This is a genomic window from Streptomyces sp. NBC_01089 (genome assembly GCF_045162975.1).
Taxonomy (GTDB): domain Bacteria; phylum Actinomycetota; class Actinomycetes; order Streptomycetales; family Streptomycetaceae; genus Streptomyces.
Genome location: NZ_CP108660.1, coordinates 585,439 through 612,173, shown reverse-complemented (window position 1 = coordinate 612,173; position 26,735 = coordinate 585,439). Strand labels below are relative to the sequence as shown.

Annotated in this window: 24 protein-coding genes; 12 read left to right on the top strand and 12 right to left on the bottom strand. The window is 72.0% G+C overall.

What is annotated here, in order from left to right; genetic code table 11:
- Nucleotides 1-31: 31 nt before the first annotated feature.
- Nucleotides 32-952 (top strand): VOC family protein, encoded by a 921-nt coding sequence (locus tag OG510_RS02755; protein WP_406135030.1) that lies wholly within the window; start codon nucleotides 32-34, stop codon nucleotides 950-952.
- Nucleotides 953-1,109: 157 nt separating this feature from the next.
- Here OG510_RS02755 and OG510_RS02750 read toward each other — a convergent pair whose 3' ends face one another.
- Nucleotides 1,110-2,660: an FAD-dependent oxidoreductase gene (locus OG510_RS02750; RefSeq protein WP_406135029.1), complete on the bottom strand. Its 1,551-nt coding sequence runs from the start codon at nucleotides 2,658-2,660 to the stop codon at nucleotides 1,110-1,112.
- 262 nt (nucleotides 2,661-2,922) lie between these two features.
- Here OG510_RS02750 and OG510_RS02745 point away from each other — a divergent pair, with 262 nt between their 5' ends.
- Nucleotides 2,923-3,549 (top strand): TetR family transcriptional regulator, encoded by a 627-nt coding sequence (locus tag OG510_RS02745; protein WP_406135028.1) that lies wholly within the window; start codon nucleotides 2,923-2,925, stop codon nucleotides 3,547-3,549.
- Nucleotides 3,550-3,642: 93 nt separating this feature from the next.
- A complete protein-coding gene (locus OG510_RS02740; RefSeq protein WP_406135027.1) occupies nucleotides 3,643-4,269 on the top strand; it encodes a TetR family transcriptional regulator in 627 nt (208 codons plus the stop codon).
- 115 nt (nucleotides 4,270-4,384) lie between these two features.
- On the opposite strand, the gene OG510_RS02735 is transcribed toward OG510_RS02740, so the two are convergent.
- The 5 genes from OG510_RS02735 to OG510_RS02715 are packed head-to-tail and all read right to left on the bottom strand — an operon-like array spanning nucleotide 4,385 to nucleotide 8,142.
- Nucleotides 4,385-4,873, bottom strand: coding sequence for a nuclear transport factor 2 family protein (locus tag OG510_RS02735; RefSeq protein WP_406135026.1), 489 nt, complete (start codon nucleotides 4,871-4,873; stop codon nucleotides 4,385-4,387).
- A 24-nt stretch (nucleotides 4,874-4,897) separates the two neighbouring features.
- Nucleotides 4,898-5,752 carry a TIGR03619 family F420-dependent LLM class oxidoreductase gene (locus OG510_RS02730; RefSeq protein WP_406135025.1) on the bottom strand — a complete coding sequence of 285 codons (855 nt, stop codon included), beginning with the start codon at nucleotides 5,750-5,752 and terminating at the stop codon, nucleotides 4,898-4,900.
- Between the two features lie 43 nt (nucleotides 5,753-5,795).
- Nucleotides 5,796-6,626, bottom strand: coding sequence for an SDR family NAD(P)-dependent oxidoreductase (locus OG510_RS02725; RefSeq protein WP_406135024.1), 831 nt, complete (start codon nucleotides 6,624-6,626; stop codon nucleotides 5,796-5,798).
- Nucleotides 6,623-6,919, bottom strand: a complete 297-nt coding sequence (locus tag OG510_RS02720) for a ferredoxin (protein WP_406135023.1) — start codon at nucleotides 6,917-6,919, stop codon at nucleotides 6,623-6,625. The genes OG510_RS02725 and OG510_RS02720 overlap by 4 nt, the downstream gene beginning before the upstream one ends.
- Nucleotides 6,916-8,142: a Rieske 2Fe-2S domain-containing protein gene (locus tag OG510_RS02715; protein ID WP_406135022.1), complete on the bottom strand. Its 1,227-nt coding sequence runs from the start codon at nucleotides 8,140-8,142 to the stop codon at nucleotides 6,916-6,918. The genes OG510_RS02720 and OG510_RS02715 overlap by 4 nt, the downstream gene beginning before the upstream one ends.
- 160 nt (nucleotides 8,143-8,302) lie before the next feature.
- Here OG510_RS02715 and hsaA point away from each other — a divergent pair, with 160 nt between their 5' ends.
- The 6 genes from hsaA to OG510_RS02685 all read left to right on the top strand — a co-directional run bounded on the left by hsaA (nucleotide 8,303) and on the right by OG510_RS02685 (nucleotide 15,857).
- Nucleotides 8,303-9,472 (top strand): 3-hydroxy-9,10-secoandrosta-1,3,5(10)-triene-9,17-dione monooxygenase oxygenase subunit, encoded by a 1,170-nt coding sequence (gene hsaA, locus OG510_RS02710; protein WP_406135021.1) that lies wholly within the window; start codon nucleotides 8,303-8,305, stop codon nucleotides 9,470-9,472.
- 361 nt (nucleotides 9,473-9,833) lie between these two features.
- Complete coding sequence (locus OG510_RS02705) at nucleotides 9,834-10,610, top strand: SDR family oxidoreductase (protein ID WP_406135020.1); 777 nt, start codon at nucleotides 9,834-9,836, stop codon at nucleotides 10,608-10,610.
- A 102-nt stretch (nucleotides 10,611-10,712) separates the two neighbouring features.
- Entirely contained in the window at nucleotides 10,713-11,873 is a 1,161-nt protein-coding gene (locus tag OG510_RS02700; protein ID WP_406135019.1) for a steroid 3-ketoacyl-CoA thiolase, read from the top strand.
- A gap of 6 nt (nucleotides 11,874-11,879) precedes the next feature.
- Nucleotides 11,880-14,132: an acyl-CoA dehydrogenase gene (locus OG510_RS02695; protein ID WP_406135018.1), complete on the top strand. Its 2,253-nt coding sequence runs from the start codon at nucleotides 11,880-11,882 to the stop codon at nucleotides 14,130-14,132.
- 70 nt (nucleotides 14,133-14,202) lie between these two features.
- Nucleotides 14,203-15,075: a MaoC/PaaZ C-terminal domain-containing protein gene (locus tag OG510_RS02690; protein WP_406135017.1), complete on the top strand. Its 873-nt coding sequence runs from the start codon at nucleotides 14,203-14,205 to the stop codon at nucleotides 15,073-15,075.
- Nucleotides 15,072-15,857 carry a hotdog domain-containing protein gene (locus tag OG510_RS02685; RefSeq protein ID WP_406135016.1) on the top strand — a complete coding sequence of 262 codons (786 nt, stop codon included), beginning with the start codon at nucleotides 15,072-15,074 and terminating at the stop codon, nucleotides 15,855-15,857. The genes OG510_RS02690 and OG510_RS02685 overlap by 4 nt, the downstream gene beginning before the upstream one ends.
- A gap of 97 nt (nucleotides 15,858-15,954) precedes the next feature.
- Here the strand turns inward: OG510_RS02685 and OG510_RS02680 are convergent, their stop codons facing one another.
- Entirely contained in the window at nucleotides 15,955-17,568 is a 1,614-nt protein-coding gene (locus OG510_RS02680) for a class I adenylate-forming enzyme family protein (RefSeq protein ID WP_406135015.1), read from the bottom strand.
- A gap of 189 nt (nucleotides 17,569-17,757) precedes the next feature.
- Here OG510_RS02680 and OG510_RS02675 point away from each other — a divergent pair, with 189 nt between their 5' ends.
- The 3 genes from OG510_RS02675 (at nucleotide 17,758) to OG510_RS02665 (ending at nucleotide 21,124) form a co-directional block, all read left to right on the top strand.
- Complete coding sequence (locus OG510_RS02675) at nucleotides 17,758-18,519, top strand: SDR family NAD(P)-dependent oxidoreductase (protein WP_406135014.1); 762 nt, start codon at nucleotides 17,758-17,760, stop codon at nucleotides 18,517-18,519.
- 64 nt (nucleotides 18,520-18,583) lie between these two features.
- On the top strand, nucleotides 18,584-19,828 hold the full coding sequence (locus OG510_RS02670; RefSeq protein WP_406135013.1) for an NADH:flavin oxidoreductase: 1,245 nt from the start codon (nucleotides 18,584-18,586) through the stop codon (nucleotides 19,826-19,828).
- 120 nt (nucleotides 19,829-19,948) lie between these two features.
- Nucleotides 19,949-21,124 carry a lipid-transfer protein gene (locus OG510_RS02665; RefSeq protein ID WP_406135012.1) on the top strand — a complete coding sequence of 392 codons (1,176 nt, stop codon included), beginning with the start codon at nucleotides 19,949-19,951 and terminating at the stop codon, nucleotides 21,122-21,124.
- A gap of 187 nt (nucleotides 21,125-21,311) precedes the next feature.
- On the opposite strand, the gene OG510_RS02660 is transcribed toward OG510_RS02665, so the two are convergent.
- From OG510_RS02660 to OG510_RS02640, 5 genes are all read right to left on the bottom strand, one after another.
- On the bottom strand, nucleotides 21,312-22,403 hold the full coding sequence (locus OG510_RS02660; RefSeq protein ID WP_406142283.1) for an IS110 family transposase: 1,092 nt from the start codon (nucleotides 22,401-22,403) through the stop codon (nucleotides 21,312-21,314).
- Between the two features lie 233 nt (nucleotides 22,404-22,636).
- Nucleotides 22,637-23,197, bottom strand: coding sequence for a TetR family transcriptional regulator (locus tag OG510_RS02655; RefSeq protein ID WP_406135011.1), 561 nt, complete (start codon nucleotides 23,195-23,197; stop codon nucleotides 22,637-22,639).
- On the bottom strand, nucleotides 23,194-24,711 hold the full coding sequence (locus OG510_RS02650; protein ID WP_406135010.1) for an MFS transporter: 1,518 nt from the start codon (nucleotides 24,709-24,711) through the stop codon (nucleotides 23,194-23,196). Before OG510_RS02650 ends, OG510_RS02655 begins: the two co-directional genes overlap by 4 nt.
- 501 nt (nucleotides 24,712-25,212) lie before the next feature.
- A complete protein-coding gene (locus tag OG510_RS02645) occupies nucleotides 25,213-25,647 on the bottom strand; it encodes an SgcJ/EcaC family oxidoreductase (RefSeq protein ID WP_406135009.1) in 435 nt (144 codons plus the stop codon).
- Between the two features lie 27 nt (nucleotides 25,648-25,674).
- On the bottom strand, nucleotides 25,675-26,622 hold the full coding sequence (locus OG510_RS02640; RefSeq protein ID WP_406135008.1) for a helix-turn-helix domain-containing protein: 948 nt from the start codon (nucleotides 26,620-26,622) through the stop codon (nucleotides 25,675-25,677).
- Between the last annotated feature and the right edge of the window lie 113 nt (nucleotides 26,623-26,735).

Sequence of the window (26,735 nt, the reverse complement as noted above, 5' to 3'; positions counted from 1 at the left end):
CCGGCCAGACCTGACGATGGAGCTGAGACAGATGGCGGATGTCCTCGCACTGGGATATCTCACGGTCCGTACCCGACACCTCGACCGCTGGCGTGAACTCGCCGTCGAGGCACTCGGGTTCGCCCCGGGGTCGGGGCCCGTCCCCGAAGCGCTGTATCTGCGCATGGACGAGCGCAGGGCACGGCTGACCGTGCTGCCGGGGGGCACCGACCGGGTGGAGGCCGTGGGCTGGGAGGTGCGCGACCAGTTCGCGCTCGCGCGGGTCCGGCAGGCCGTCGAGAAGTCAGGTACGGCGGTCCGTCAGCTCTCCGCCGATGAGGCGGCGGAACGCGGAGTGGAGGAGGCGATCGCCTTCAGCGATCCGGGCGGCACCCCGCTCGAAGTCTTCTTCGCCCCGATCCTCGACCACAGTCCGCTGCTGACCGGCACCGGCCAGCGGTTCGTCACCGCCGGAGCAGGTATGGGACATGTGGTGCTGCCCACGACCCGGATGGAGGAGACGCTCGCCTTCTACACCGAGGTGCTGGGTTTCCTGCCGCGGGGCGCGATGCGGCTCGGCGGTCCCGGCGCGGCGGGGCCGGTGCGCCGGGTGCGCTTCATGGGGGTCAACGAGCGCCACCACAGCCTCGCGGTCGTGCCCGCCCCGCACGGTGAGGCGCCCGGCATGGTGCATCTGATGGTCGAGGTGGACAGCCTGGACGCCGTGGGGATCGCGCTCGACCGGGTGCACCAGCACGGCTTCTCGCTCTCCTCGACACTCGGCCGGCACACCAACGACAAGATGGTGTCCTTCTACGTGCGGGCGCCGGGCGGCTGGGACATCGAGTACGGCACCGACGGCCTGCTCGTCGACGAGGCCCACTACACGGCCGAGGAGATCACGGCCGACAGCTACTGGGGCCACGACTGGTCGGGCACCGAGCCGCTCGCGGCCTTCGCGCCGCGGTCCTGAGCAACCGGACCCCCGGCCCACCCCTGTTCGGGCAGCTGGGCCCATCACGACTCGGGCCCCTGGGCCCCTCACTACGAGGCCGGTGCGATCACGCCCGGCCTCGTAGTGGTGCGTCCGCCCCCCCCCGCACTACCGGGCGGCCGGACGGAGCGTACGGTCACACGCCGCCGGACAGATGCCGCACCGCGAGGGCGGCGAAGGTCATCGCGGTGCCGAGCGGGATGCCGGGGCCCGGGTACACGCTGCCGCTGAGCGAGGCGGCGGTGTTGCCCGCCGCGTACAGACCCTCGATCGGCGAACCGTCCGCGCGCAGCACCCGGGCGTCCGTGTCGGTGCGCAGCCCGCCCTTGGTGCCCAGGTCACCGAGGACGATCCGGGCGGCGTAGTAGGGCGGCCGGTCCAGCGGCCGCAGGCACGGATTGGGCACACCGTCCGCAGCGGGACCGGTGAAGAACAGGTCGTAGGGGTCCTCGCCGCGGTGGAACGCCTGGTCGGTGCCGGACCGTGCACTGGCGTTGAACTCCTCCACGGTCCGCCCCAGCGCGGCGGCCGGGACGCCGATACGGTGCGCCAGCTCGTCGACCGTATCGGCCCTGACCCACACCCCGGACTCCAGACAGGCGCGCGGATCGAGACCGGGGACGGCGATCGCGGGCAGCGCCCCCTCCTCACGGGAGTCGAAGACGAAGTGGGCCGGTATGCGGCCGGCCGGATCGGCGGCCATGGCGCGGCCCATCCGGTCGTAGGGCAGCGACTCGTTGGCGAACCGCGCTCCCGACGCATCCGTGAACAGTCCGCCGCGCAACCCCAGGACGAACGACACCGCGCCGTCCGGGCCCTCGGCGGCGGGGCAGAACCACCCCTCGTCCATCAGCGCGGTCGCGGCCCCGGCGGCGACCGCCGCCCGGATGGGATCGCCGGTGTTGCTGCCGCTGGGCGCCATGCTCCAGGAGGCGTCACCCGGTACGCCCTCCTCGGTGCGCATCGCCGCGTCACGTTCGAAGCCGCCCGCCGCCAGCAGGACCCCGCGACGGGCCCGGAGAGTGACCGTCCGGCCGTCGCTCTCCGCGCGCACACCGACGACCCGGCCGTCCTCCACGACCAGGCTCCGCAGCGAGGTACGGGTCCTGAGCGTGGTCCGGCCGGTGCCGTTCAGGGCCAGCAGCAGCCGGCCGATCAGGGCGCGGCCCGCTGTCAGCGGCGTACCGGGCTGGCCCAGGCCCGCCCGGTCCCGGTCGACGGCCGGCCGTACCAGCGGGAGCAGCTCGCCCAGGGCTTCGGCGGGCAGGTCGACGGGGACGATCGAACGCCCCCGGTCGAGCCGGCCCGGCGCCGCGAAGTAGTCCGGGAACGCCTGCCAGGCGAAGGCGATGTCAGGGTTCTGCTCCAGGAGGTCGACCACGGCCGGGGCGTATGCGACGAAGACGTCCTGCCGGTCGGCCGTCTCCTCACCGAGCAGCGCCCGCAGGTAGGCACGGGCCAGCTCCGTGGAGTCGCCGGCCCCGGCCCTGGACTGCACACGGCTGCCGGGGAGCCAGCAGGCCGCGCCCGAGTAGGCGGAGGTGCCGCCGAACAGCGCGGTGCGTTCGATCACCGTCGTATCGAGCCCTCCGGCCGCGGCCGCGTACGCGCCGGTGAGCGCGCCCGCACCGGATCCCACCACCAGTACGTCGCACTCCGTCTCCAGGTCCTGCGGGGTTCCGCTCACCGCTCCTCCTCCATGAGTGCCTGCTCTCCCTGTGTGCCTGTTCGCCACGCGCCGGAGTGTCCGGCGAGGGACGGATTCCTGCCCGCACGAATCAACCGCAGAACGGGTCACAGGCCCGCCCGCTGTCCCACTCACCGGAAGGAAACCCGCACAGCGGGCCGATCTGGTGTCGGCTGGGGGCAGCCAGTGTCGCGGGCGGCGATGTCCGCGCACTGACCCAGACCTGGTCCATCACGCCGAAAGCCGACGAACGGGGAAGCCGGTGCCCAGAGTTGCCGAGAACCGGGCGGCCGCGGAGCCCAGCTCGCCGGGCCAGCAGGCCCGGCGGCTGCGGCTGCTGGAGGCCGCCGCCCACCTCGCCTCACTCCACGGGCTCGACCGCGTGCAGATGCATGAGGTGGCCAAACAGGCAGGCGTGGCGATCGGGACCCTGTACCGCTACTTCCCGTCCAAGACGCATCTGTTCGTCGGCGTACTGGCCGACCAGATCGACCGTCTCGGCGACACCTTCGGCCGGCGCCGGCCGACCCCGGGGCTGCCGCCCTGCGATGCCGCGTTCGCCGTACTCCAGCAGGCCAGCAGGGCGCTGCTGCGCCGCCCGGCGCTGGCGACCGCCATGCTCACGTCCGCCAACAACGCGGAGGTGGCCAAAGTGCCCGAAGCCGCGGCCACCGACGGCGGCATCCGCACCGTCCTCCTGGACGTCATCGGCCTGGAACACCCCACGCCCGGGGACCAGGCGCGGCTGCGGCTGCTGCTCCAACTCTGGTACGGCGTACTCCAGTCGGGGCTCCAGGGGCGGATCTCGATGCCCGAGGTGGAGTCCGATCTGCGGCTCGGCTGCCGGATGCTGCTGAGCGGTCTTTCGCATCCGCCGCCCGCGCGGTGAGCGCTCCGCCCGGGAGCCGGGCGGAGAGGCAGGTGGGCCCGGTGCGGCCCGGCTGGGTATCCTCGGCCGGTCGGACCATGACACGGTGGAGGAATGGTGCCCAGAGTCGCAGCGGGCAGAGCCGCGGTCGAACCGAGCTCGGTCGAGCAGCGGGCCCGCCATGTCCGGATCCTGGAGGCCGCCGAGGAGCTCGCCACCGAGAAGGACCTCGACCGCGTCCAGATGCACGAGGTGGCCAAGCGGGCCGGGGTCGCGATCGGGACCCTCTACCGCTACTTCCCGTCCAAGATCCATCTGTTCGTGGGTGTGATGGCGGACCAGGTCGACCGGATGAGCGAGGGCATCGCCAGGCGTCCCCCCAGCACGGCGGACGCCGCTGAACGGGTCTTCGGGGTGCTCGTCCGCGCCAACCGGTCACTGCTGAGCAAGCCGGCCCTGGCGAAGGCCATGATCCAGTCGTCGAACGCGGCCAACGCGGCCGTCGTGACCGATGTCGCCCGGATCGACTCCACCTTCCGTACGGTGCTGCTCGCCGCGGCCGGGGTCGACAGGCCGACCGCCGACGATCTCGCCGTCGTACGGCTGCTGCTCCAGGTCTGGTTCGGCATCCTGCAGTCCAGCCTCAACGGCCGTATCTCCATGCCGGACGCGGAGGCCGATCTGCGCCTCGCCTGCACCCTGCTGCTCCGGGGCATGTCGCTCGGTGACGACGACCGGTGACGACGACTGACGACGCCACGGGCTCCACGGGCGGCCGGGCGCTTACGTTCGGGTGGTTACGGTCCGCCGGATCCGGTCGTCTCCGTCACTTCACGTCACTTCACGTCAATTCACTTCACGTCCCGGAGCCGAAGCCCGACGCGAGCAGCCGGGGTGACTCCTGCCGTCCGTCCAGTACGCGGTTGGTCCGGTACGTCACCTGCCACCCGTCCTGACTCCGGCGCAGCCGCCAGTGGTTGGCGGTGGCCCGGCGTACGGTGAAGCCGCTCGCGTCGTGTACGACCATCAGCGAATGGCAGACCGCCACCGCCTCGTCGCCCGTCACCGTCACACGGGGCGGTCCCACGACATGCGCGCAGCCGCCGGAGACCCACTGTCCGTGCCGTTCGGAGCCGACCATCGCGGCGATCTCGGTGCGGCCCGTCATCAGCAGTTCGTCGACGTCGTACACACCGTCCGGCTCCCAGAGGGCCGCGACGGCTTCGGCTTCCGCACTGTCGATCAGTGGCCCGTACGAAGCGATCAGCCGGGCGATCTCCCGTTCGTCCTCCAGCAGGGCGAGGCGTGCCTCCAGGGCGGCGATCCGCCGCGCGGTGTCGTCCATGTCTGTCTCCTGCTCCTGGGGCGGTCAGTCGGTCTTCCCGGTCAGTGCCCACAGGGCTTCCAGCTGCTCGCAGTAGTGCGCGGCCGACCGCGCGTCGATGCCGACGCTCACCACGGTGGCTCCGGCCTCCCGCACCCGCCGCACCGCCCGTACGGCGGCCTCCGGGGCCCCGGACGGATCGACGCGCCCCGCGGACAGCACCACGTCGAAATCCTCGGGGAGTTCCCTGCCGCCCAGCATCTCCGCCAGCCGGTCCACCGGCAGCCCGAAGGGCACCCATCCCTGGCCGTACGTCACGGCCCGGCGCAGCGAGCGCGGGGTGCGCCCGCCGATCCACAGGGGGACCCGGTCCTGCACGGCGTGCGGTTCGACGACGAAGCCATCGAAGTCGTAGAAGGCGCCGTGGTACGCGGGTTCGCGCCGGGACAGCGAGGCGCGCAGCGCCGCGAGCGCGTCGTCCGCGCGCGCCCCGCGCTCCTCGAACGGGGCGTCCAGCAGGGCGAATTCCTCCTCCAGGCTGCCCACACCGAGCCCGAGGACGAGCCTGCCGCCGCTGATCCGGTCGAGTGTGCCGTAGCGCTTGGCGATCTCCAGCGGGTGGTGGTAGCCGAGCACGAGTACCTGCGTCGCCAGCCGGATCCGCTCGGTGACCGCGGAGAGATGGCCGAGGGTCGCCAGCGGATCCCAGTAGGTCCCGCCCCGCTGTACGGCGACATCGGCCGGGACGGCGACATGCTCGCTGCAGGTGAGGTGGTGGAAGCCCAGAGCGTCCGCGGCGCGCGCGACGCGGGCGAGTTCCTCGATGCCCGCGGAGCGTTCCCACTCCGCGTGCCCGCCGGGGACCTGGGTCACGACGGGGCTGACAATGCCGATGCGCATCGGCGCACCTTTCGTTGAGGAGGAGGCGGTGGTGTGACGGTGCTCAGGTGCGGCGCAGCAGCCGCTTGGACGCCTCGTGCGCGCCGGCCGCCAGCGCGGCCCGGTCGGGCCCGCCGCGCCGCGCCGCGGTCTCCTCGTTGCCGCCCGCGATCCACACCGGCCCCTCGTGGAGATGGGCGAGCCCCTCGCGTGCCACGTCGTCCGGCTCGGCGACCCGGAGGCCCGGGAGGGTGAAGTCGAGGCCGGCCCGGACCATGGCGGGGGTCCGGGTGACGCCGAGCACCAGCTCCAGCACCTGGACGTCGTACTCCCCGAGCTCCAGCCACAGCCCTTCGGCGAAGATCCTGCTGAACGCCTTCGCCGCCGAGTAGATGCTCATGTGAGCCTGGCCCAGATAGCCGGCGAGCGAGCCGACCAGGAGGATTCCGCCGCGGCGGCGCTCCTTCATCAGCGCGCCGAAGTGGTGGGTCAGCCGGAGCTGCGCGGTGATGTTGAGGTCGATGACACCCTGTACGCCGTCGAGATCGCCGGTGACGAACTCATGGCCGTAACTGTTCGCGCCCGCGTTGAAGACCAGCAGCCCGACCTCCAGGCCGTCGGTGGCCTCGCGTACGGCCGCCAGCGCTCCGGGGTCGAGCAGGTCGAGTTCGAGGGTGCGGACCTCGACCCCCTTCGCGCGTACCTGCTCCGCCGTCTCCTGGAGCGGTGCGGGCTTCCGGGCGATCAGCACCAGATTGATACCGGCGTCGGCCAACTGGTGGGCGAAGGCGGCGCCCACCCCCTCCGAGCCGCCCGCGACGACCGCCCACGGCCCGTAGGTACGGCTGTCGACGGTCCGGGCGCGGGTGGTGCGGGTGTCGTTGGTGCCGCTCACAGTGTGTCCTCCTGGTCGCCGGCCCCCGGGTCCGGTACGTCGATGACGCCGTCCAGCGCGGCCCGGCGGACCGTGTCACGCAGCCGGCCGCAGGTTTCGAGCCGGGTGCCGCTCCGTTCACCGTCGACCGTCACGGTCGACCGCCTCTCCTCGCACGCGTCCATGGCCGCGCCGTCCCACTGGATGCTGGTCTGGTGCCAACTCCCCTTGCGGACCAGCACGGTGGCCGCGCACCGCTCGCACACCACCGGCCGCATGGGTGCGTCCAGCAGCCGGTTGTCCTGCCGCGTCACCGCGGCGACCCGGTGCGGGTGGTCCCGGTTCCGGCGGCCTCGGCGGCGGCGTTTTCGGTTTCGGCGTCTTCGGATCCTGCGCCCTCGGCGGCCTTGCGCGCGAGGTTCTCCTCGACCTCCTGGCGCCATGCCTCGATGGGCCGGTCCGTGTCGAGCTCGAACTCGTAGCGCTCCACCATGTCGGGCCGGACGTCGGCGACATCCACGTAGAACTGCTCGTACCAGCGGCGCAGTTGGTAGACCGGGCCGTCCTCCTCGCACAGCAGCGGATTGTCGATCCGGGTCTTGTTCTTCCAGATGGCCACGTCCTGCTCGAAGCCGAGCTTGATGAAGTCGGCCATCTTCGCCGCCAGTTCGTCCGCCGCGCTGCCTTCCAGGGCGTCGCCGCGCTGCACCATCACGCCGTACTGGAGCACGAAGGAGTTCTCGTCCACGGGGTAGTGGCAGTTGATGAGGATGGAGTTGAGGTCCGTGCTGTCGTAGTGGTACGTCAGCTCGTCGATCATGAACGACGGACCGTGGTACGACGCGACCGAGGTGTTCCCGAGGAGCTTCGGCTCGTCCCCGGTGGCCTGGGGGCGCATGTCCTCGCGGCCGACGCCCTTCTGGAACTGGGTGGCGACGTTCCCTTCGAAGACGTTCTTGAAGTAGGTCGGGAAGGAGTAGTGCACATAGAAGAAGTGCGCCATGTCCACCACGTTGTCGACGACTTCACGGCAGTTGGCCTCGACGGTGATCTCGCTCCAGAGCCAGTCGGTCCAGTCGTCGCGGCCCGCCCCCTCCATCCGCGGGATCGTCACGTCCGGCGGCGGGGGATTGCCCTCCGGGTCGTTCCAGAGGAACAGCAGACCGTCCTGTTCCATGGTGATCCAGGCGGCCGTGCGCGCCCTGAGCGGGACCCGGCGGCTGTAGGGGATCTGCCGGCAGCGGCCGTCACCGCCCCAGCGCCAGTCGTGGAACGGGCAGGCCAGCGCGTCGCCCTTGACCGTGCCCTGCGACAGGTCACCGCCCATGTGCCGGCAGTAGGCGTCCAGGACGTTCAGCGAGCCGTCACCGCTCCGGAAGACGACCAGCTTCTGCCCGAAGGCGTGGATCGCGTGCGGCGAACCGTCCTTGAACCTCTCGGCCAGGCCCAGACAGTGCCAGCCACGGGCAAAGCGGGCCGGCGCCGCCGCGGCCTCGATGCTGCGGACCACGTCGTTCTGAGACTCCACTGCGGTCATGCTCACCCATCCCTTGAGAGCCCGGTTTCCTCCTGCCGCAACGTAGGCCGGGGCCGCGGGCGGGCGCCCGGCGAGTCCCACTGACCGGAACCGCCGGGGTGCGGGGCGGCGGGGACGGCGCACCATCGGCTCCGGCAGTTCCGACACCCTGGGAGGACACATGGCGAGCAACGACGTTCTGGAGTCGGTCCGCCCGCTGCTCCCCGCCATCGCGGCCCGCGCGGGAGCAACCGACGAGAACCGGGCGGTCCCCGCCGAGAGCATCGGCGAACTCACCGCCGCCGGATTCTTCCGGATGTTCCAGCCGAAGCGGTACGGCGGGTCCGAGAGCGACCCCACACACTTCTACGAGGTGGTCAGGGAGGTCTCCGGCGCCTGCGGCTCGACCGGCTGGGTGGCCTCCGTCCTCGGTGTGCACGCCTGGCAGCTGGGGCTCTTCCCCGAGCGCGCCCAGGACGAGGTGTGGGGCCCGGACCCCGACACCCTGGTCTCGTCCTCGTACGCCCCGGTCGGCCGGCTCACCCACGTCGACGGCGGCTACGAGCTGAGCGGCCGCTGGAGCTTCTCCTCGGGCTGCGCACACGCCTCCTGGGCGCTGCTCGGCGCACTGGTGGTGGGGGCCGAGGGCAGGCCGGTCGACTTCTTCACGGTCCTGGTGCCGCGTGCGGACTACCGCATCCTCGACGTCTGGGACGTCATCGGGCTGCGCGGCACCGCGAGCAACGACATCGTGGCCGACAAGGTCTTCGTCCCCGAGCACCGGACCCTGCGCAACTACGAGCACTCCAGGCTGCGCGGGCCGGGACAGCAGGTGAACCCGGGGCCGCTGTACCGGATGCCGTTCGGCGCCGTCTTCACGTCCACGATCACCGCACCCGTCGTCGGCGCCGTGGCCGGCTGCTACCGCTCGTACGTCGACGCCACGAGCGACCGGCTCCGGCGGAGCCTGGGCGGCGGACGCTTCACCGAGGACGGGTTCGCGCAGGTCGCGGTGGCGCGCGCGGCCTCCGAGATCGACGCCGCGATCCTCCAGACGGACCGCAACATCGGTGAGCTGTACGCCTGCGCGGCGAGCGGCGGCCAGATCCCCATGGAACTGCGGCTGCGGACCCGCCGGGACCAGGTGCGCGCCACCGAGCGGGCACTGGAAGCGGTCGACATCCTCTTCAAGACGGCGGGCGGCAACTCCCTCAAGCGCGGCAACCCCGTCGAACGCGCCTGGCGGGACGCCCACGCGGGCAGCGTGCACGTGGCGAACGACGCGCCGCGCACGCTGGCGATGTACGGCAAGGGCGTGTTCGGCCTCACGGTCGAGGACAACCTGGTCTGAGACGGGGGCGGCCGGCGGCCCGGACCGGAGCGGACGGAGCGGGCCGCGACCCGGGCCGCCCTGGCCGTGCCCGGGTGCGTCGCGATGCGCCCGTACGCCTGTACGTCGGCCGGAACCGTATCGCGGCCAGTGAACCGCAGCCGGCCCCGCTTCGGTGGGCCCGTCCCGCTCAGTGGTACCGGGGCGCGGTGGAACGGGCGCGTGCGGGTGCTTCCTCCCGGTCACCGGGAGGAAGCGCGTGCGCCGATCCCGCGCCCGCTAACGTCCGCCGTCAGCACGAGCGGCGCGGGAGCGCCCCGGGGAAGCGGTACCGCCTCGCGCTGCCGAGAGACCCAGCGGCATCCTCACCAAGGAGAACCACATGACACGCCACGTCGCCGTCACCGGCGCCGCATCCGGAATCGGCCGCGCCCTCGCCGCCCAGCTCACCGCACGCGGGGACACGGTGATCGGTGTCGACCTGGCCGGCGCCGAGGTCTGCGCCGACCTCTCCACGCCCGAAGGGCGCCGGGAAGCGGCCGCCGGGATCAGGGAACGCTGCGGCGGTGTCCTCGACGCGCTCGTCACCTGCGCCGGGGTGGCGAAGCCCGGCCGGCTGATGGTCAGCGTCAACTACTTCGGCACCACCGAACTCGTGACCGCGCTGCGCCCGGAGCTCGCCGCGGCGGAGCAGCCGCGGGTCGGAGTGGTCGGCTCCATCTCCGGTACGCAGCCGAACGATCCGCGGACCGTGGCCGCCTGTCTGGCCGGTGACGAGGCCGCGGCCCTCGCACGGGCGGACGAGGTGGTCGCCCTGGACGAGGCGCAGAAGCTCTACCCCTCGACGAAGGCGGCGCTCGCCCAGTGGGTCCGGCGTACGTGTGTGGCGCCGGGCTGGGCCGACGCCGGGATCGCGCTCAACGCGGTGGCCCCCGGTGTGGTGCTGACGCCGATGTCGGCCGCGCTGGTCGACGACGAGCGGATGCTCGAAGTGATTCGCCAGGCCGTCCCCATGCCGCTGAACGGACACGCGGCGCCCGAGGCCGTGGCACACGTCCTGGGCTGGCTGATCGCGCCGGAGAACACCCACATGACCGGTCAGGTCGTGTACGTCGACGGGGGCGCCGAGGTCACCCTGCGCGGGCCCGAGGATTTCTGACACTGCGACAGATTCGCCCGTCCCGCTCTTGTCCTGAACGAGAATTCATTCTAGTTTTGCTGTGATGGCCGCTGTCCTGCGGCCACCCAGCGAGGAGAACCCATGCCTGAGGCCGTCATAGTCGAAGCCGTGCGTACCCCGGTGGGACGCCGCCGCGGCGTCCTGTCAGGACTGCACCCTGCGGAACTGCTCGGAGCCGCGCAGCGGGGTGTCGTCGAACGCGCCGGCATCGCACCCGACGAGGTGGGACAGGTGATCGGCGGCTGTGTCACCCAGGCGGGAGAGCAGTCCAACAACGTCACCCGTACGGCATGGCTGCACAACGGCCTGCCGTACACCACCGCCTGCACCACCATCGACTGCGCCTGCGGCTCCTCCCAGCAGGCCGTCCACCTGGTGGCAGGACTGATCGCGTCGGGCGCCATCGACGCCGGGATCGGCTGCGGCGTGGAGGCCATGAGCCGCGTCTTCCTCGGCCAGGCGCGCACGCCGGACACCGGATCCCCCACGCCGGACAACTGGGCACTCGACATGCCCGACCAGTTCACAGCGGCCGAACGCATCGCCCGCGAGCACGGCATCACCCGCGCCGACGCCGACGCCCTCGGCCTGGCGTCCCAGCAGAGGGCCGCCGCAGCCTGGGCGGCCGGCCGCTTCGACAGCCAGATAGTCCCCGTACAGGCGCCCGCCCCCGGGCCGGACGGTACGCCGGGCGGCACCGCCGAAGTCACCCGGGACCAGGGGCTGCGGGAGACCACCGCCGACGGGCTGGCCGCACTGCGCCCCGTGGTGCCCGACGGGATCCACACCGCAGGCAACTCCTCGCAGATCAGCGACGGCGCGGCGGCCGTCCTGCTGATGAGCGCCGAGCGCGCCCGGGAGCTCGGACTGCGCCCCCGCGCCCGCATCATCGCCTCCGGGCTGATCGGCTCCGACCCCTACTACCACCTCGACGGGCCCATCGCCGCCACCGACCACGTACTGCGCAGGGCCGGAATGTCGCTCTCCGACATCGACCTGGTCGAGATCAACGAGGCGTTCGCCTCCGTCGTACTGGCCTGGGCCCGCGCCCACAAGGCCGACATGGACCGGGTCAACGTCAACGGCGGCGCCATCGCCCTGGGACACGCCGTGGGCTCCACCGGTGCCCGGCTGCTCACCCAGGCGGTGCACGAGCTCGAACGGTCCGACAAGTCGACCGCCCTCATCACCATGTGCGCCGGCGGAGCCCACGCCACGGGCACGATCATCGAACGGATCTGATCCACCATGACCATGGCACTGACCGAGGAGCACCGCGATCTGTGCGACTCCGTCCGCGGCTTCGCCGCACGGCACATCACCCCGGCCGTCGTCCGCGCCGCGGTCGACGCGGACTCCGAGCGGCTTCCGCCGTTCTGGACCGCTCTGGCCGACCAGGGCCTGTTCGGCCTGCATCTCCCCGAGGAGGTCGGCGCTGGGTACGGAATGCCCGAACTCGCCCTGGTGACCGAGGAACTGGGCCGCCACCTCACCCCCGGACCGTTCCTGTCCACCGTGCTCACCAGCGCGATCCTGGACCGGGCCGGCCACCGTACCCATCTGCCGCGGCTGGCGGACGGCAGCGCGGTCGGAGCCACGGCCCTCAGCCCCGGCACACTGCGAGCGACCCGCGACCCGGCCGGCACCCTGAGTGTCTCGGGCACCTCAGCGCCGGTACTCGGCGGCGGCCTCGCCGATGTGTTCGTGCTGCCGGTCGAGTCGGAAGGCCAGACCCTCTGGGCCGCCGTGTCACGTACCGAGGCCGAGGTCACCCCCATCGACGGCCACGACCCGACCCGCCGCCTGGCCCGTGTGACCGTCGAGCGGCTGCCGCTCGACGCGGACCGGCTGCTCGACGCCATCGCCCCCCGGCTGCCGCTGGACCTCGCCGCCACGCTGTTCGCCGCCGAGGCGTCAGGGCTGGCCGACCGGGCCACCGCCACCGCCGCCGACTACGCGAAGGTGCGCGAGCAGTTCGGGCGGCCGATCGGGCAGTTCCAGGGCGTCAAGCACCGCTGCGCACGGATGGCGGCCCGCGCCGAACAGGCCCGCGCCTGCGCCTGGGACGCGGCCCGCGCCCAGGAGCCCGGCGCCGTCGCGACCGCCGATGAGGCCGCACTCGCGGCAGCGGTCGCGGGCGCGACGAGCGTCGAGGCGGCCTTCACCACAGCGAAGGACTGTGTGCAGACACTCGGCGGCATCGGCTTCACCTGGGAGCACGACGCCGGCCTCGGGCTGCGCCGGGCCCAGACCCTCCGTATCCTGCTCGGCCCGACCGCGGCCTGGCAGCGCCGGGTCGCCGAACTGACCCGGGGCGGCACCAGGCGCAGGCTCTCCGTCGACCTCCCGCCCGAGGCCGAGACGGTCCGTGCCGGGATACGGGAGGAACTGCGGCCCGCCACCGCCCTGGACGGCGCCGAGCGCACCACCTACCTCGCCGACCACGGCTACACCGCACCGCATCTGCCCGCCCCCTGGGGCAAGGGCGCCGACGCGGTGGCGCAGCTCGTCATCGCCGATGAGCTGAGCGCGGCCGGCCTGGAACCGGCCGACATGATCATCGGCGGCTGGGTGGTGCCCACCCTCATCCAGCACGGCAGCCAGGAACAGCAGGCGCGCTTCCTGCCGCCGACGCTGCGCGGCGACCTCGTCTGGTGCCAGCTGTTCAGCGAGCCGGGCGCCGGATCGGACCTGGCCGGGCTCAGCACCAGGGCCGAGAAGACCGAAGGCGGCTGGAAACTCACCGGCCAGAAGGTCTGGACGTCCATGGCACGCCAGGCCGACTGGGGCATCTGCCTGGCCCGGACCGACCCGGACGCACCCCGGCACAAGGGGATCTCCTACTTCCTCCTGGACATGAGCAGCCCCGGGATCGGTATCCGCCCGCTGCGGGAACTCACCGGAGAGGCGCTGTTCAACGAGGTCTTCCTCGACGAGGTCTTCGTGCCCGACGAGATGCTGGTCGCCGGTGAGGGGGACGGCTGGAAACTCGCCCGCACCACCCTGGCCAACGAGCGGGTCTCCCTCTCGAACAACTCCTCGCTCGGCTCCGGGGGAGAGACGCTGCTCGCACTCGTCCAGGACGCCTCTGGGCAGGAGCCGGGCGAACAGCGGCTCAGCACCCTCGGCCAGATCCTCTGCGACGCCCAGTCGACGGGGCTGCTCGCCCTGCGCCAGACGCTGCGCTCGCTGGCCGGAGGACAGCCGGGGCCCGAATCCAGCGTCGCCAAACTCCTCGGCGTGGAACACATCCAGCAGGTGTGGGAGACCGCGATGGACTGGCAGGGGTCCGACGCGCTGACCGTGACGCCCGCACCGGAGTCCGGCCCGGATGACGGGCCGCAGTCACTGCGTACCTCCGCACCGCGCACCGCCACCTGGATGTTCCTCAACACCCGCTCCCTCTCGATCGCGGGCGGCACCACGGACGTCCAGCTGAACATCATCGGCGAACGCCTGCTCGGGCTCTCCCGCGACCCCGCGCCGCCCGCCCGTACCTGAGAACCCCGCCGGCCGTCACCCGGACAGGGAACGGACCGGCACCCGAACACGGAACGAAGGAACAGCGACGATGCCCATCGATCCCGACAAGGCGCTCGGCGCCAGCACACCGGCCGACCGCGTGAGCTGGACCGCGCGGGACGTCCTCCTCTACCACCTCTCGCTGGGCGCCGGCGCGGACGCGGCCACCGGCCCCGAACTCCCGTACACCTACGAGCGCGGGCTCCGGGTGCTGCCCACCTTCGCGATGGTGGCCGGCCGCGGACCCTCCGCGGGCGAGCAGACGGCGCCGCCGATGGACCTGCCCGGCCTCGACCTGAACCCGCGCGGAATGCTGCACGCCGGACAGAGCCTGACCGTGCACAGGCCGCTCCCGGCCTCGGGCACCGCGGACATCACCACCACGGTGACCGGACTCCGCGACAAGGGGAAGGCCGCACTGGTCACCCTCGAACAGAGCGCCGCCGATCCGGACGGTGTGCCGCTGTGGAGCGCCACCATGGACATCTGGGCCCGGGGCGAGGGCGGCTTCGGCGGCGACCCCGGTACGGAGGAAACCTGGCAGCCGCCGGGGCGGGCACCGGACCACGTCATCGACGCACGGACCACACCGGGGCAGGCGCTGCTCTACCGGCTCAACGGCGACCTCAACCCGCTGCACGTGGACCCGGAGTCCGCGGCAGCCGCCGGCTTCGAGCGGCCGTTGCTGCACGGGCTGGCGTCGTACGGGGTGGTGGCCAAGAGCCTGGCCGACGGAGTGCTGGGCGGGGACACCGACGCCCTGACCGGGCTCTCGGTCCGGTTCGCGGGGCCGCTGCTGCCGGGAGAGACCCTCCGTACCGCGGTGTGGCGCGAGGGCGGCACACTCACCCTGGAGACGACCTGCCCGGAACGCGACGGCGCACCTGTGCTGAGCCACGGCACCGCGGCGGTGCGGTCATGACCACCGAGCCCGGAACGCCCACGGCTGAGACCACCGCGCAGCCCACGGCTGAGACCACCGCGCAGCCCACGGCTGAGCCCGGCGCGCAGCAGCCCGCCGCCGAGTCCAGCGCCGAGCCCACCGATCAGCCCACGGCTCAGCCCGCCGGTCAGCGAACCGCCCGCCCCGACGGAGGGCCGGCCCTGATCGCCGACACCCGCGAGGACGGCCTCGACGCCGCGGTGACCGCGGCCCGCAGGGTGATCGCCTCGCTGCTCGGCGCGGGTGACACGGCGGACGCCGATCTCCGCCGGGTGGCAGGCACGCTGCACGCGCTGGCCGACCATCTCGACTCGCACGCCCCGCCGTTGAAGGAACGCCTCGTCGCCATGTGGGCCGGGGAGGGCGTCAACCGCCACGACCCGGTCACCGGCCCCGAGAACGCCATCGCACCGCCGCTGCCGCTCAGCGGCAACGACGACGGTTCGGTCGCTGCCACGGTCACGCTCGGCCTGCCCTACCAGGGGCCGCCCGGATATGTGCACGGGGGGATTTCGGCGCTGCTGCTCGACCACACGCTCGGCGTCGCCAACCACTGGGGCGGCCCCTCCGGTATGACGGCCGAACTGACCCTCCGCTACCACCGCCCGACCCCGCTGTTCGAGCCGCTGACCGTGACCGGGCGACAGACATCGGTCGAAGGACGCAAGATCCGCACGGTCGGCACCATCGAGGCCGACGGCGAGGTCTGTGTCAGCGCCGAGGGACTGTTCATCGCCGTACATCCCGCGCGCCCGCGCTGAGCGGACGGACGACAGCGGGACGGGGGCGGGGCACCGGATCTCTCCGGTGCCCCGCCCCCGTCCCGCTGTCGTGTTGTTGCGTCGTCGTGTGGCCGTGTCAGAGCCCGACGTCCCGGCGGATGACCTTCCCGCTGGCCCCGCGCGGCAGCGCGTCGCCGGTGATCCGCCACCGGGACGGCACCTTGAAGTACGCCAGCCGCTCACGCGCGTACGCCGTCAACTCCTGCTCGGTCGGTGCCGTACCGGCGCGCGCCACGATCACGGCGCCGACCTCCTGCCCGAGGTCCGGGTGGGGCGCACCCAGGACGATGCACTCGTGGACGTCCGGATGCTCGGTCAGTACGTTCTCGACCTCCGCCGGGTAGACGTTCTCGCCGCCCCGCAGGATCAGGTCCGAACGCCGGCTGGTCAGCCGCAGCTTTCCGTCGTCGATCCGGCCGATGTCGCCGGTGTGCAGCCAGCGGCCGGCCTTGATCGTCGCCGCTGTGGCCTCCGGGTCCTCCCAGTAACCCAGCATGTTGAACGCGCTGCGCACACACACCTCGCCCTCCTCGCCCTCGGGAAGGGGCGCCCCCGACGGGTCCCGGATCTCCAGCGACACCGTGGTCACGGGACGCCCCAGGGTGCCGGGTGACTCGGCGAGGTCCGCGGGTGAGGCCGCGGCCACGGCGGTGGACGTCTCGGTGAGCCCGTAACTGTCCACGAGCGCCTGCCGCGCCGCGGGCAGCGTCTCGCGCAGCCGGTCCTTGAGCGCCGGTGACGAGGGTGCGGAGGCGAGCGAGAAGGCGGTCAGCGACGACAGGTCGTAGCCGGAGAGATCACCGTGCTCGACGAGCCGACTGGCCATGGTGGGCACGGCGCCCCAGTTGGTGACCCGCTCCTGTTCGATCAGCCGCAGCACCCGGTCCACGTCGAACGCGCCCCGGTGCATCACCACCGTGCCCCCGCACGCGAGCTGGGGCACCGCGAGATTGTGCAGGCCGGCGATGTGGAACAGGGGCAGCGCGAGCAGATGGCGGCGCGGGCCCGCCGGGACGCCCGCGGCCTGCGCGAGGGCGTTGTTCAGCCCCAGGAAGTCGATCACCGCCAGGAGGTTGCGGTGCGAGTGGACCGCGCCCTTCGGCAGACCCGAGGTCCCGCTGGTGAACAGAATGACGGCCGGGTCGTCCTCGTCGACGTCGCAGGACGGCAGCGCGGCCTCCTGGTACTTCCGCGCGAGGGACGGCACATCCTCCTCGACCGTCAGTACGGGCACCTGCGGATCGTCGATCAGGGCCGCCCGCTTGGCGTCCGCGATCACGACCGCGGGACGGACATGTCCCATGCCGTACGCCAGTTCACGCCGCGACCACCAGGCGTTGAACCCGACGACGACCGCCCCGATGGAGGCGGCCGCCCAGAACGTGACGATCCACTCGGGCGAGTTGGCCGCGGCCACGGCCACCCGGTCGCCCTTGCGTACGCCGTAATCGGTACGCAGCGCCTCGGCCAGCGACGCGACCAGTGCGGCGTGCCCGGCGAAGGTCAGCCGTTCGTCGGCGGTGACGATGTAGTCGTGCTCGCCGTGGCGCACCGAGTCGGCCAGCACCTCGTGCAGGGCCTTGCGCCGGTTTCTGAACACCGGCATCCGGGCGCCGAGCACCTCCTCGTCGACGAGTTCGAACGGTTCGCCCGGCCCGGTCGGGCCGGGCGCTGGGGCTGAATGAACCACACGCTGATCCGTCGGCCTGACCATGTCGTATCTCTCCCTCGGTGACGTCGAGCCCCGTGCGCCGACATTGTCGCCGTGCCGCGGGAAACGGGCGGGTCTCCGGTCCCGATGAGCGGGACAGCCGGCGCCGCCCGTGTCATGGCGTGCCGATGATGGGCCATCCAGCAGACGATCACGGGAGGAATACCCATGGGAAGCCTCGCGGGGAAGGTCGCACTCGTCACCGGCGCGGGCCAGGGGGTCGGCCAGGGCATCGCGCTGGCGCTGGCCGCCGAGGGAGCGGACATCGCGGTCGTCGGACGTACCCGCGCCCCGCTCGATTCGACCTGTGCGGCGCTGCGGGAGCGGGGCGTACGGGCGGAACCGTATCCCTGCGACGTGAGCAGGACCGAGACGATTCCCGCCGTCGTCGACGCGGTGGCCGCCGGCCTCGGCGGGGTGGACATCCTCGTCAACAACGCCTACAGCGGTGCCTACGGGCCGCTGCTGTCCATGAGCCAGGACGACTTCCGGCGGGGATTCCACAGCGGCCCGTTCGCCGCCTTCGCGTTCATGAAGGCGTGCCATCCGTACCTCAGGCGCAGCGGCGCCGGCTGCATCGTCAATCTGGTCACCTCCGCCATGGTGCGCTGGGACCCGACGACGTACGGGGCCTACGCCGCCGCCAAACAGGCACTGCGGTCGCTGACGCGTACCGCCGCCGCCGAGTGGGGGGCCGACGGGATCCGCGCCAACTCCATCGCCCCGCACGCGCTTTCCCCCGCCCTGAAGAACTGGGCGGAGACCAACCCGGACGAGGCGGAAGCCTTCCGGCGGACCATCCCCCTGGGATACATCGGCGACTGCGAACAGGACATCGGCCGTGCGGTCGTGATGCTCGCGGGTCCCGATGCCCGCTATCTGACCGGCGCCACCATTCCGCTCGACGGCGGCCAGGCGCACTTCGGATGACCGGCCGCCGGCCGGCCGCCACCCGCCACACGCCCCACGCCCCGCGCGTGGACGGAGGACTTTCATGAGCCCAGAGACCCCTTCGACCTCTGACAGCCCCGCGGTGCCCGACGTACTGGCGCCCGCCCGGCTCGGCCCGGTGAACCTGCGCAACAGGATCATCAAAGCGGCCACCTACGAGGCCCTGAGCTACCGCAGCCGGGTCACCGAGGAACTCATCGAGTTCCACCGGCGGTACGCCGCGGGCGGGGTGGGCATGACCACCGTCGCCTACTGCGCCGTGGCGCCCGAAGGGCGGACCGACCGGCACCAGCTTCTCTGGGAGGCCGGGGCCGCGCCGGGTATGCGCAAGCTCACCGAAGCGGTCCACGGCGAGGGCGCCGCGATATCGGCGCAGATCGGGCACGGCGGGCCCGTCGCCAACCCGAAGGGCAACGGCATGCCCGCGCTGTCGCCGAGCCGCCAGTTCCACCTCACGACGCTGAGTTTCGCGCAGGAGGCCACCCACGACGACATCGGCCGCATCGTCCGCGCCCACGCGGACGCGGCACGGATGGCGGCCGACACGGGCTTCGACGCGGTGGAGATCCACCTCGGTCACAACTACCTGGCCAGCTCGTTCCTGAGCCCGAAGATCAACCACCGTACCGACGGCTACGGCGGCAGCCTCAAGAACCGGGCCAGGTTCGCCCGCGAGATCACCCGGGCGGTACGGGAGGCCGTCGGCGACCGGATCGCGGTCCTCGCCAAGCTGAACATGGACGACGGCGTTCCCGGCGGCATCTGGCTCGACGAGGCGATCCCGGTCGCCCAGTGGCTGGAGGAGGACGGCTGCCTCGACGCACTCGAACTGACCGCGGGCAGCTCGCTGCTGAACCCGATGTACCTCTTCAAGGGCGATGCGCCGCTCAAGGAGTTCGCCGCGGTCATGCCGCAGCCGGTCAAGCTCGGTGTCCAGCTCTTCGGGAAGCAGAAGCTGCGCAGCTACCCGTACCGGGACGCCTACCTGCTGGAGGACGCCCGGCAGATCAGGGCCGCCATCAAGATGCCGATGGTGCTGCTCGGCGGTATCACCGACAAACCGGTCATGGACCGGGCCATGGCCGAGGGCTTCGAGTTCGTGGCCATGGCCCGTGCCCTGCTCCGGGAGCCGGACCTCGTCAACCGCATCCAGCAGGACGAAGCCACCCCCTCCCTGTGCATCCACTGCAACAAGTGCATGCCGGCGTCCTTCACCGGCACCCGCTGCGTCCTGGTGGAGGGGACCAGCCCTCGGGGCGACCACTGGGGCCAGACCGTCGTGTCATGACACCGACCGCGACAGGTCCCGGGTCCGCTCCGCGCGGACAGTGAACGAAGAAGACAGCGGGGTGCGGCGGCGCAGGGCCACCGCACCCCCGTCCGACCGGCTTCCCCAGGAGGAACCCCGATGAACGGCCTGTCCGGAGCCGCGGCGATCGCCGGTATCGGCGCGACCGAGTTCTCCAAGAATTCCGGCCGCAGCGAACTGCGGCTCGCCTGCGAAGCGGTGCTCGCCGCGGTCAAGGACGCGGGGCTCGAACCGTCCGACGTCGACGGGCTGGTGACCTTCACCTCCGACACCAACTCCGAGATCCACATCGCCCGCAACACCGGCATGGGAGAGCTGACGTTCTTCTCCCGCGTCGGATACGGCGGGGGAGCGGCCTGCGGAACGGTGCAGCAGGCCGCCATGGCGATCGCCACCGGAGTGGCCGAAGTCGTCGTCTGCTACCGCGCGTTCAACGAACGCTCCGGTGAGCGCTACGGGCTCGGACAGGCCGGCCGGGTCATGGACACCGGCGCCGACAGTGCCGCGTACGCCTGGATGACCCCGCACGGACTGAGCACCCCCGCCCAGTGGGTGGCGATGTTCGCCCGCCGCTACATGCACCAGTACGGCGCCACCAGCGAGGACTTCGGCCGGGTCGCGGTCGTCGACCGCAAGCACGCGGCGGCGAACCCGGCGGCGTGGTTCTACGAGCGGCCCATCACCCTGGAGGACCACCAGGCGTCACGCTGGATCGCCGAACCGCTGCGGCTGCTCGACTGCTGCCAGGAGAGCGACGGCGGCCAGGCGCTGGTACTCGTATCGGCCGAGCGCGCCCGTGATCTGCCGCACCCGCCGGCCCGCGTACTGGGCGCGGCACAGGGGTCGGGCCGCGACCAGCACATGATGACCAGCTACTACCGGACGGAGACCTCCGCCATCCCGGAAGTGGGACTGGTCGGTGCGCAGCTCTACCGCCAGAGCGGCCTCGGCCCCACCGACATGGACGCCGCCGTCCTGTACGACCACTTCACCCCGCTGGTCCTGCCGCAACTGGAGGAGCTGGGCTTCTGCGCGCCGGGCGAGGCGAAGGACTTCATCGCCGACGGCCACCTCGAAGTGGGCGGCCGGCTGCCGGCCAACACCCATGGCGGCCAGCTCGGCGAGGCATATCTGCACGGGATGAACGGCATCGCCGAGGGGGTACGACTGATCCGCGGCACCTCCGTCAACCAGCCGCCCGACGTGGCCCATGTCCTGGTGACCGCGGGCACCGGGGTGCCCACCAGCGGCCTCGTCCTGGGCACGGCAGGATAGGAGCGTCGGCGGTCCGGACCCGGGATCACGACCGGACCCGGGAGCGCCGGGTCCGGCCCCGGGGTCAGGGCGGGACGGGAGCAGCGCGTCCGGCCCTCGGGTAGGACCGGACGCGAGCACCGGTGGTACCGCGCCGGTCACGACCGGACGGGAGCCCGGCAGCACCGGGCGGATGCTCCTATGGATGTCAAGCGGCTTCGGTGAGGACGCTTTGAGTGGTTTGCCGGTTGGAGGTGCGGTGGTCCAGGGATCGCATGAGGACGCGGTAGACCTCGCGGGCGATATGGCGCTTGAGGCAGCGCATGATGTCTTTCTTCGAGAGCCCCTGCTGGGTGCGTCGTTCCATGTAGGTGCGGGTGCGTTCGTCCCAGCGCAGGCGGCAGAGCACGATGGTGTGCAGGGCGTGGTTGGCGGCCCGGTCGCCGTCCCGGTTGAGACGGTGGCGGTCCCGGCGGCCTGAGGAAGCCGGTATCGGCGCGACGCCGCAGAGGTGGGCGAAGGCGGCTTCGGAGTGCAGCTGGCCGGGGTTGTCCCCGGCGGTGGCCAGCAGTTGCCCGGCCACGTCCGCGCCGACGCCCTGAAGCGCCAGCAGCTCGGGGGCGGCCTGCGCGGTGAGCGTCTTCAGCTCGGCCTCCAGCTCGTCGGTCTCCTCGGTCAGGGCCAGGATCCGCCGGCCCAGCCGACGCAGGGCCGCCTTGGCCGCGTGCAGCGGGTCGGCGAGATCATCGCCGGGCCGCAGCCGCGCGCAGGCTTTCGCCAGCGCGGCGGCCGACAGCCCGCGTAGCGGGGCACGCAGGTCCTCGGGCGCCGTGACCAGCAACTGCCGGGCCTGATTGACCGCCTGGGTGCGGGACTTGACCGCCGAGCGGCGCGGCACGCGCAGCGCGCGGACCGCCTCCACCACACCGCTCCGGGTCTTGGGCGTCCCCGACGCCCGGCCGGAGGCCACCGCCTCGGCGGCGGCGTAGGCGTCGATCGGGTCGGACTTCCCCTTCAGCCTGCGGGTCTTGCGGTCCGGCCGGTCGACCTCGACGACCTTCAGCCCAGCCCTGGCCAGGACCCGGGCCAGCTCGGCCCCGTAGGCGCCGGTGCCCTCCACCCCGACCGCGGTCACGGTGCCCTGGGCCAGCAGCCAGGCCAGCAGCTGCCGGTATCCGACACCAGTGGCCGCGAACTCCCGGTCGGCCAGGTGACGGCCGAGCCGGTCGGCCACCGCCGCATGGTGAGTCTCGCCGTGGGTGTCGACGCCGCCTGTGACATCCAGGGCCTGGTCCGTCATGCTGGTCACTGCCGTCCTCTCGCTGATACCGGTGGGGCGGCACGCGCCGGCCGGGCGGGCGGACAAGACAGTGGCGGGGCTTCTTGACCAAGCTCCTATAAGGTCACGAGCGCCCGTCCGGTCGCGTGCAGTGGCCCTCCGCCCGGGCCGACAAATCCGCTAGAAGACAGCTGATCAGCGTCGGTCAGTCCGTGAGTCAGACCCGGCGGAGAAGCCACCACACATCCTCACTGTCAGTCCTCCCGCAGGAGCGTGCTCCGCAGCAGCTCGACCAGGTCGCCCGAATCGGCCCGGGCCAGCTCGTCGAAGGCGCCTGAGTGCCGGCCCAGCAGGACCCCGGTCACGGCCGCCACCACCAGCTCGGCGCGCAGCGACGGGCGGTCCGCGCCCTCACGGGCGAAGCGCTCGCGGAGCGGCTCGACGAGCCGCGTGTGCAGCGCCGCGCGTGCGGCGTCCTGCGCCCCCGGATCACTCAGCGGCTGTACCGCGACCTGGAGCAGCGGGACCGGGCCGCGCCGGTCGGTCCTGTCCAGGACCTCGTGCAGCCGTTGCTCGTCGAAGAGGTCGGCCGGGGTCACATCGCCCTGTTCGGCGTGGAGCGCGGCCACGTAGAGCAGGGTCTTGCTGCCGAAATAGCGTGCGATCAGGGCCGGATCGACCCCGGCGCGCTCACCGATGTCGCGGATGGTGGTGCGGTCGAAGCCCCGCTCGGCGAACAGCTCGCTGGCCGCCGTGAGCAGCAGTTCGCGGCTGCGGGCCGCGTCGCGGCGCCGCCCCTGAGTCCCGCCGCTCACTGTTCGGCCCCGGTGTTCCTGAGGAGGTCCCCGCCGTCCGGGACCGGGACGGTTAGGCCCCCGGGTGCCGGACGTCCGCCCCGGACCGCCGAGGTGCGACGGGCGCCCGAGCGGGTCAGGACGTACGCCACCACAGCGGTGGCGGCCCACACGGCGCAGCCCGTGAGCCCCGCCGTACGGTATCCGCTCTCCGGGGGCAGACCGTCCCCGGACGTGGTGGCGGCCTGCAGGATCACGGCGCTGAGGGCGCTGCCGGTCGAATAGCCGATGTACTTCACGACCTGATTGAAACTCATCGCGCTCCCCGTTTCGTGCGCGGGCACGGCTCCGACGACGAGCCCCGGGGTGACCGCGAAGTTGACGCCGACGCCGAGTCCGGCCAGGGCCATCGTCACGAACACCTCCCACAGACGGTCGTGGGCGAACACGAAGCTCAGCAGGGCGGCGAAGGAGAGCAGACAGCTCACGGGCAGCATCCGGACCGGCGGCTGGGTGCGGACCAGGAGCCGCACCACACGGCCGGCCACCAGGCTGCCCACCGAGAACGGCACCAGGACCAGGCCGGTGACGACCACCGAGGCCCCGAATCCGTACCCGGCGCCCGACGGCGTCTGGACGTACCGGGTCACGAGGGAGATCAGCAGATACATGCCGACGCCGCCCATCATGGTCGTGAGATGCGCGGCGAAGACCGTACGGTCACGGACCAGACGCAGCTCCACCAGAGGGTGTGCGGTACGCAGTTCCTGCAGCACCCAGCCGGCCAGCAGCAGCACCGAGACGGCGCCGAGCACCAGCAGCCGGGGCGACCCCCAGCCCCAGTGCTCACCCTGGGTGAGGGTGAACAGGAGCCCGCTCATCCCGAGCGTGAGGAGCAGCGCACCCGGGATGTCCATCGGGTGTGCCGGCCGCGGCGGGGACGCGGGGAGGACGACGGCCGCCGCGACGAGGGCCACCGTGGTGGCGATCACGGCGAACCAGAACCCCGCGTACATACCGAAGCTCTCGGCGAGCAGACCGGTCAGCGGGTAGCCGACACCGACACCGGCCGCCGTCGTGAGCGAGAGGGTCGACAGCGCCGACCTGGCGCGCTCGGGCGGCACGGAGTCCCGCGCGGTGGCGATCGCCAGCGGAACGAGGCCCATGCCCACGCCTTGGAACGCCCGTCCCACGATGAGGCAGGCGAACCCGAGCGGCAGAGCGGCCAGCAGACTCCCGGCGAGCACCACGGCGAGACCGGTCAGGATCACCTTCCTGCGGTGGGGGCCGTCTCCGAGCCGCCCCATGGCCGGGGTGGCGACGGCCCCGACCAGCATGGTCACCGTGAGGGACCACTGCGCGCTCGCCACCGATACGTGGTCAGCGGCCGCGATGGTCGGAATCAGCGGGGCACCCAGGCTGCTGATGATCGCCACCAGCATGCCGAGGGAGACCAGTACGGGGACCAGTGCCCGCTGCCGCCAGGGGGAGGGGACGGGGGAGGCGGCGGGGGTGGGGCCGGATATCGGATGCACGGGGGCGGACCGTTCCTGTCGTCGAGCGTTGCCGTGGAGTGCGGGTGCCGAGCGCTGTCGTCGCACGATGCCTTCGTGATGTCTTCGGCTGATGTCTTCAGTCGATGTCTTCACATGATGACAAGAGTGTCTCACCTGTCGGCAGAACAGTCTGTAAGGGGTCCGCGGGGGGCTCCCGAAGCCGGTGAATACCCCCTTGCCTCTCGGCGGTGTGGCGGGTCCAATGACCGGCACCGAGATCGCCGTCCTGAGCAGGGGACGCGGACCGGAGCACGCAGAGCACGCAGAGCACGCAGAGAACCGGGCCCGGAGCACGCACCGGAGCACACAGAGGGCACATGGGAGAGGCCACATAAGACAGAGAGCTGCGGAGCACATGGAGGGGCCGTCCGTCCGCCTGGGCAGCGGTCGGTCCAGGTCGTCGACCGTGACCCGGCGGATCCAGACCGCTTCCGGATCCTCCACACCGGCTGAGAGAGCACGGCTCCCGGGCACGAGCCCCTACCCGGCGGCCTGTCCGTCCAGAGCCATCGCGGCGTCCAGCGAGACCAGACGCGAGTTCAGCAGTGTCGCGACCTCCCAGCGGTCGTTCTGCCAGACCAATGCGAACAACTGCAGGAAGTAGCGGCTCGGCAGCGGCTCCTCCTCACCGGCCATCACCATGCCGAAACGGTGGTGCACCACGCCCCAGCCCGGCCCGACGACCCGGGCGAACGACACCTCGCCCCGCACGAGCCGGGAGCCCTTCAGCACCGTGTCGAAGACCGGCTGCTGAGACGCGATCACTGTGTCGCGTCCCTTGTGGACGGTTCCATCGAAGTCCACGAGCTCGGCGTCCTCTGCGAAATCGGCGACGAACGCGGCGGCGTCGCCGCGGTTCCATCCCTCGATCATCCGGGCGGGAACAGCACTCAGAGCTTCAACCGTAGGTTCCATGCCATGTCCTTTCTGCCTCTTGCGCTTTCAGCCACCATCCTCGCCGGGCCGGGCAGTGGACCCCTTGACCATCTGTGCACACTCGTTGGACACGTGCGCCCCCGGGCTGTATCCGTAGGTGGCCTTGAACAGCCGGCTGAAGTGCGCCGGATCGGTGAATCCCCAGCCGGCGGCCACGGCCGCGATCGTGGAGTGCTGCCGGGCGGTCAGGTCCGCGCGGCACCGCTCCAGGCGCCGCCGGCGGATCAGGGCCGCCACCGTCAGCGGCTGATCCTGGAACAGCTTGTGCAGCCGCCGTACCGACACATGATGTGCCGCGGCGACCTTGGCCGGGGTGAGGTCCCGGTCGGACAGCCGCGCCTCGATGAAGCCGATGATCCGCGTGCGAAGCACCTCGTCGGCGACCGGACGCGCGTCGCCCAGCCGGGCCGACAGCGCCACCGCGATCAGCTCGATCACCGCGGCTGCCGACCGGTCCGCCTCATGGGCGCGGAATCCGTCCAGGGACCGCGCCATGTCGCGTACGAGCGAGGACACCAGAGCGCCGGGACCACGGTCACCCGGAATACGTACACCGGTCAGCCGGGCAGCGTCGTCCGCTCCGAGCCGCAGCAAGTGCCGCGGCATCAGCACGGTCACATGTGTGGTCGCGGAACTGGCGAACCGGACCGGCCGCACCGGGTCGATCAGGACCAGGTCCGTGGCACCCAGCACGGCGGTGCTGCCGCCCTGCTCGGCGCGGACCTGCCCTCGCGCCACCACCTCCACCTGCCACAGCTCGCTGTCGGCGGCGCGCACGGACCGCGCATCGCGGAAGCACTCTCCCTGCGGGGTCACCAGCTCGGTCAGCCGCAAGGGCCCCAGATCACGGCTCACCACGCTCGCCCGGAAGCCTTCGGCAGGAGGCCGGCCGCCGCGCAGGGGCGGCAGACCGCGCTGGTCGAGGGTCTCCAGAAAACTGTCGGCGCCCTTCATACGACACCGGTACCCGGCACGCCGTGCGGCAGCCCCTTGTCACTGTCCATCGCGCCAGTCTTCCATCGGCAACAGCCGTGGCGGATGGCCCGGATATGACGGACTGCCTTCAT

What these genes read in the sequence shown, in the direction of transcription:
- OG510_RS02755 (WP_406135030.1), top strand. Translation starts at nt 32, where the DNA reads ATGGCGGATGTCCTCGCACTGGGATATCTCACGGTCCGTACCCGACAC.
- OG510_RS02670 (WP_406135013.1), top strand. Translation starts at nt 18,584, where the DNA reads ATGAGCCCAGAGACCCCTTCGACCTCTGACAGCCCCGCGGTGCCCGAC.
- OG510_RS02695 (WP_406135018.1), top strand. Translation starts at nt 11,880, where the DNA reads ATGACCATGGCACTGACCGAGGAGCACCGCGATCTGTGCGACTCCGTC.
- OG510_RS02690 (WP_406135017.1), top strand. Translation starts at nt 14,203, where the DNA reads ATGCCCATCGATCCCGACAAGGCGCTCGGCGCCAGCACACCGGCCGAC.
- OG510_RS02675 (WP_406135014.1), top strand. Translation starts at nt 17,758, where the DNA reads ATGGGAAGCCTCGCGGGGAAGGTCGCACTCGTCACCGGCGCGGGCCAG.
- OG510_RS02665 (WP_406135012.1), top strand. Translation starts at nt 19,949, where the DNA reads ATGAACGGCCTGTCCGGAGCCGCGGCGATCGCCGGTATCGGCGCGACC.
- OG510_RS02715 (WP_406135022.1), bottom strand. Translation starts at nt 8,142, where the DNA reads ATGACCGCAGTGGAGTCTCAGAACGACGTGGTCCGCAGCATCGAGGCC.
- hsaA (WP_406135021.1), top strand. Translation starts at nt 8,303, where the DNA reads ATGGCGAGCAACGACGTTCTGGAGTCGGTCCGCCCGCTGCTCCCCGCC.
- OG510_RS02705 (WP_406135020.1), top strand. Translation starts at nt 9,834, where the DNA reads ATGACACGCCACGTCGCCGTCACCGGCGCCGCATCCGGAATCGGCCGC.
- OG510_RS02645 (WP_406135009.1), bottom strand. Translation starts at nt 25,647, where the DNA reads ATGGAACCTACGGTTGAAGCTCTGAGTGCTGTTCCCGCCCGGATGATC.
- OG510_RS02660 (WP_406142283.1), bottom strand. Translation starts at nt 22,403, where the DNA reads ATGACGGACCAGGCCCTGGATGTCACAGGCGGCGTCGACACCCACGGC.
- OG510_RS02640 (WP_406135008.1), bottom strand. Translation starts at nt 26,622, where the DNA reads ATGAAGGGCGCCGACAGTTTTCTGGAGACCCTCGACCAGCGCGGTCTG.
- OG510_RS02740 (WP_406135027.1), top strand. Translation starts at nt 3,643, where the DNA reads ATGGTGCCCAGAGTCGCAGCGGGCAGAGCCGCGGTCGAACCGAGCTCG.
- OG510_RS02685 (WP_406135016.1), top strand. Translation starts at nt 15,072, where the DNA reads ATGACCACCGAGCCCGGAACGCCCACGGCTGAGACCACCGCGCAGCCC.
- OG510_RS02700 (WP_406135019.1), top strand. Translation starts at nt 10,713, where the DNA reads ATGCCTGAGGCCGTCATAGTCGAAGCCGTGCGTACCCCGGTGGGACGC.
- OG510_RS02730 (WP_406135025.1), bottom strand. Translation starts at nt 5,752, where the DNA reads ATGCGCATCGGCATTGTCAGCCCCGTCGTGACCCAGGTCCCCGGCGGG.
- OG510_RS02735 (WP_406135026.1), bottom strand. Translation starts at nt 4,873, where the DNA reads ATGGACGACACCGCGCGGCGGATCGCCGCCCTGGAGGCACGCCTCGCC.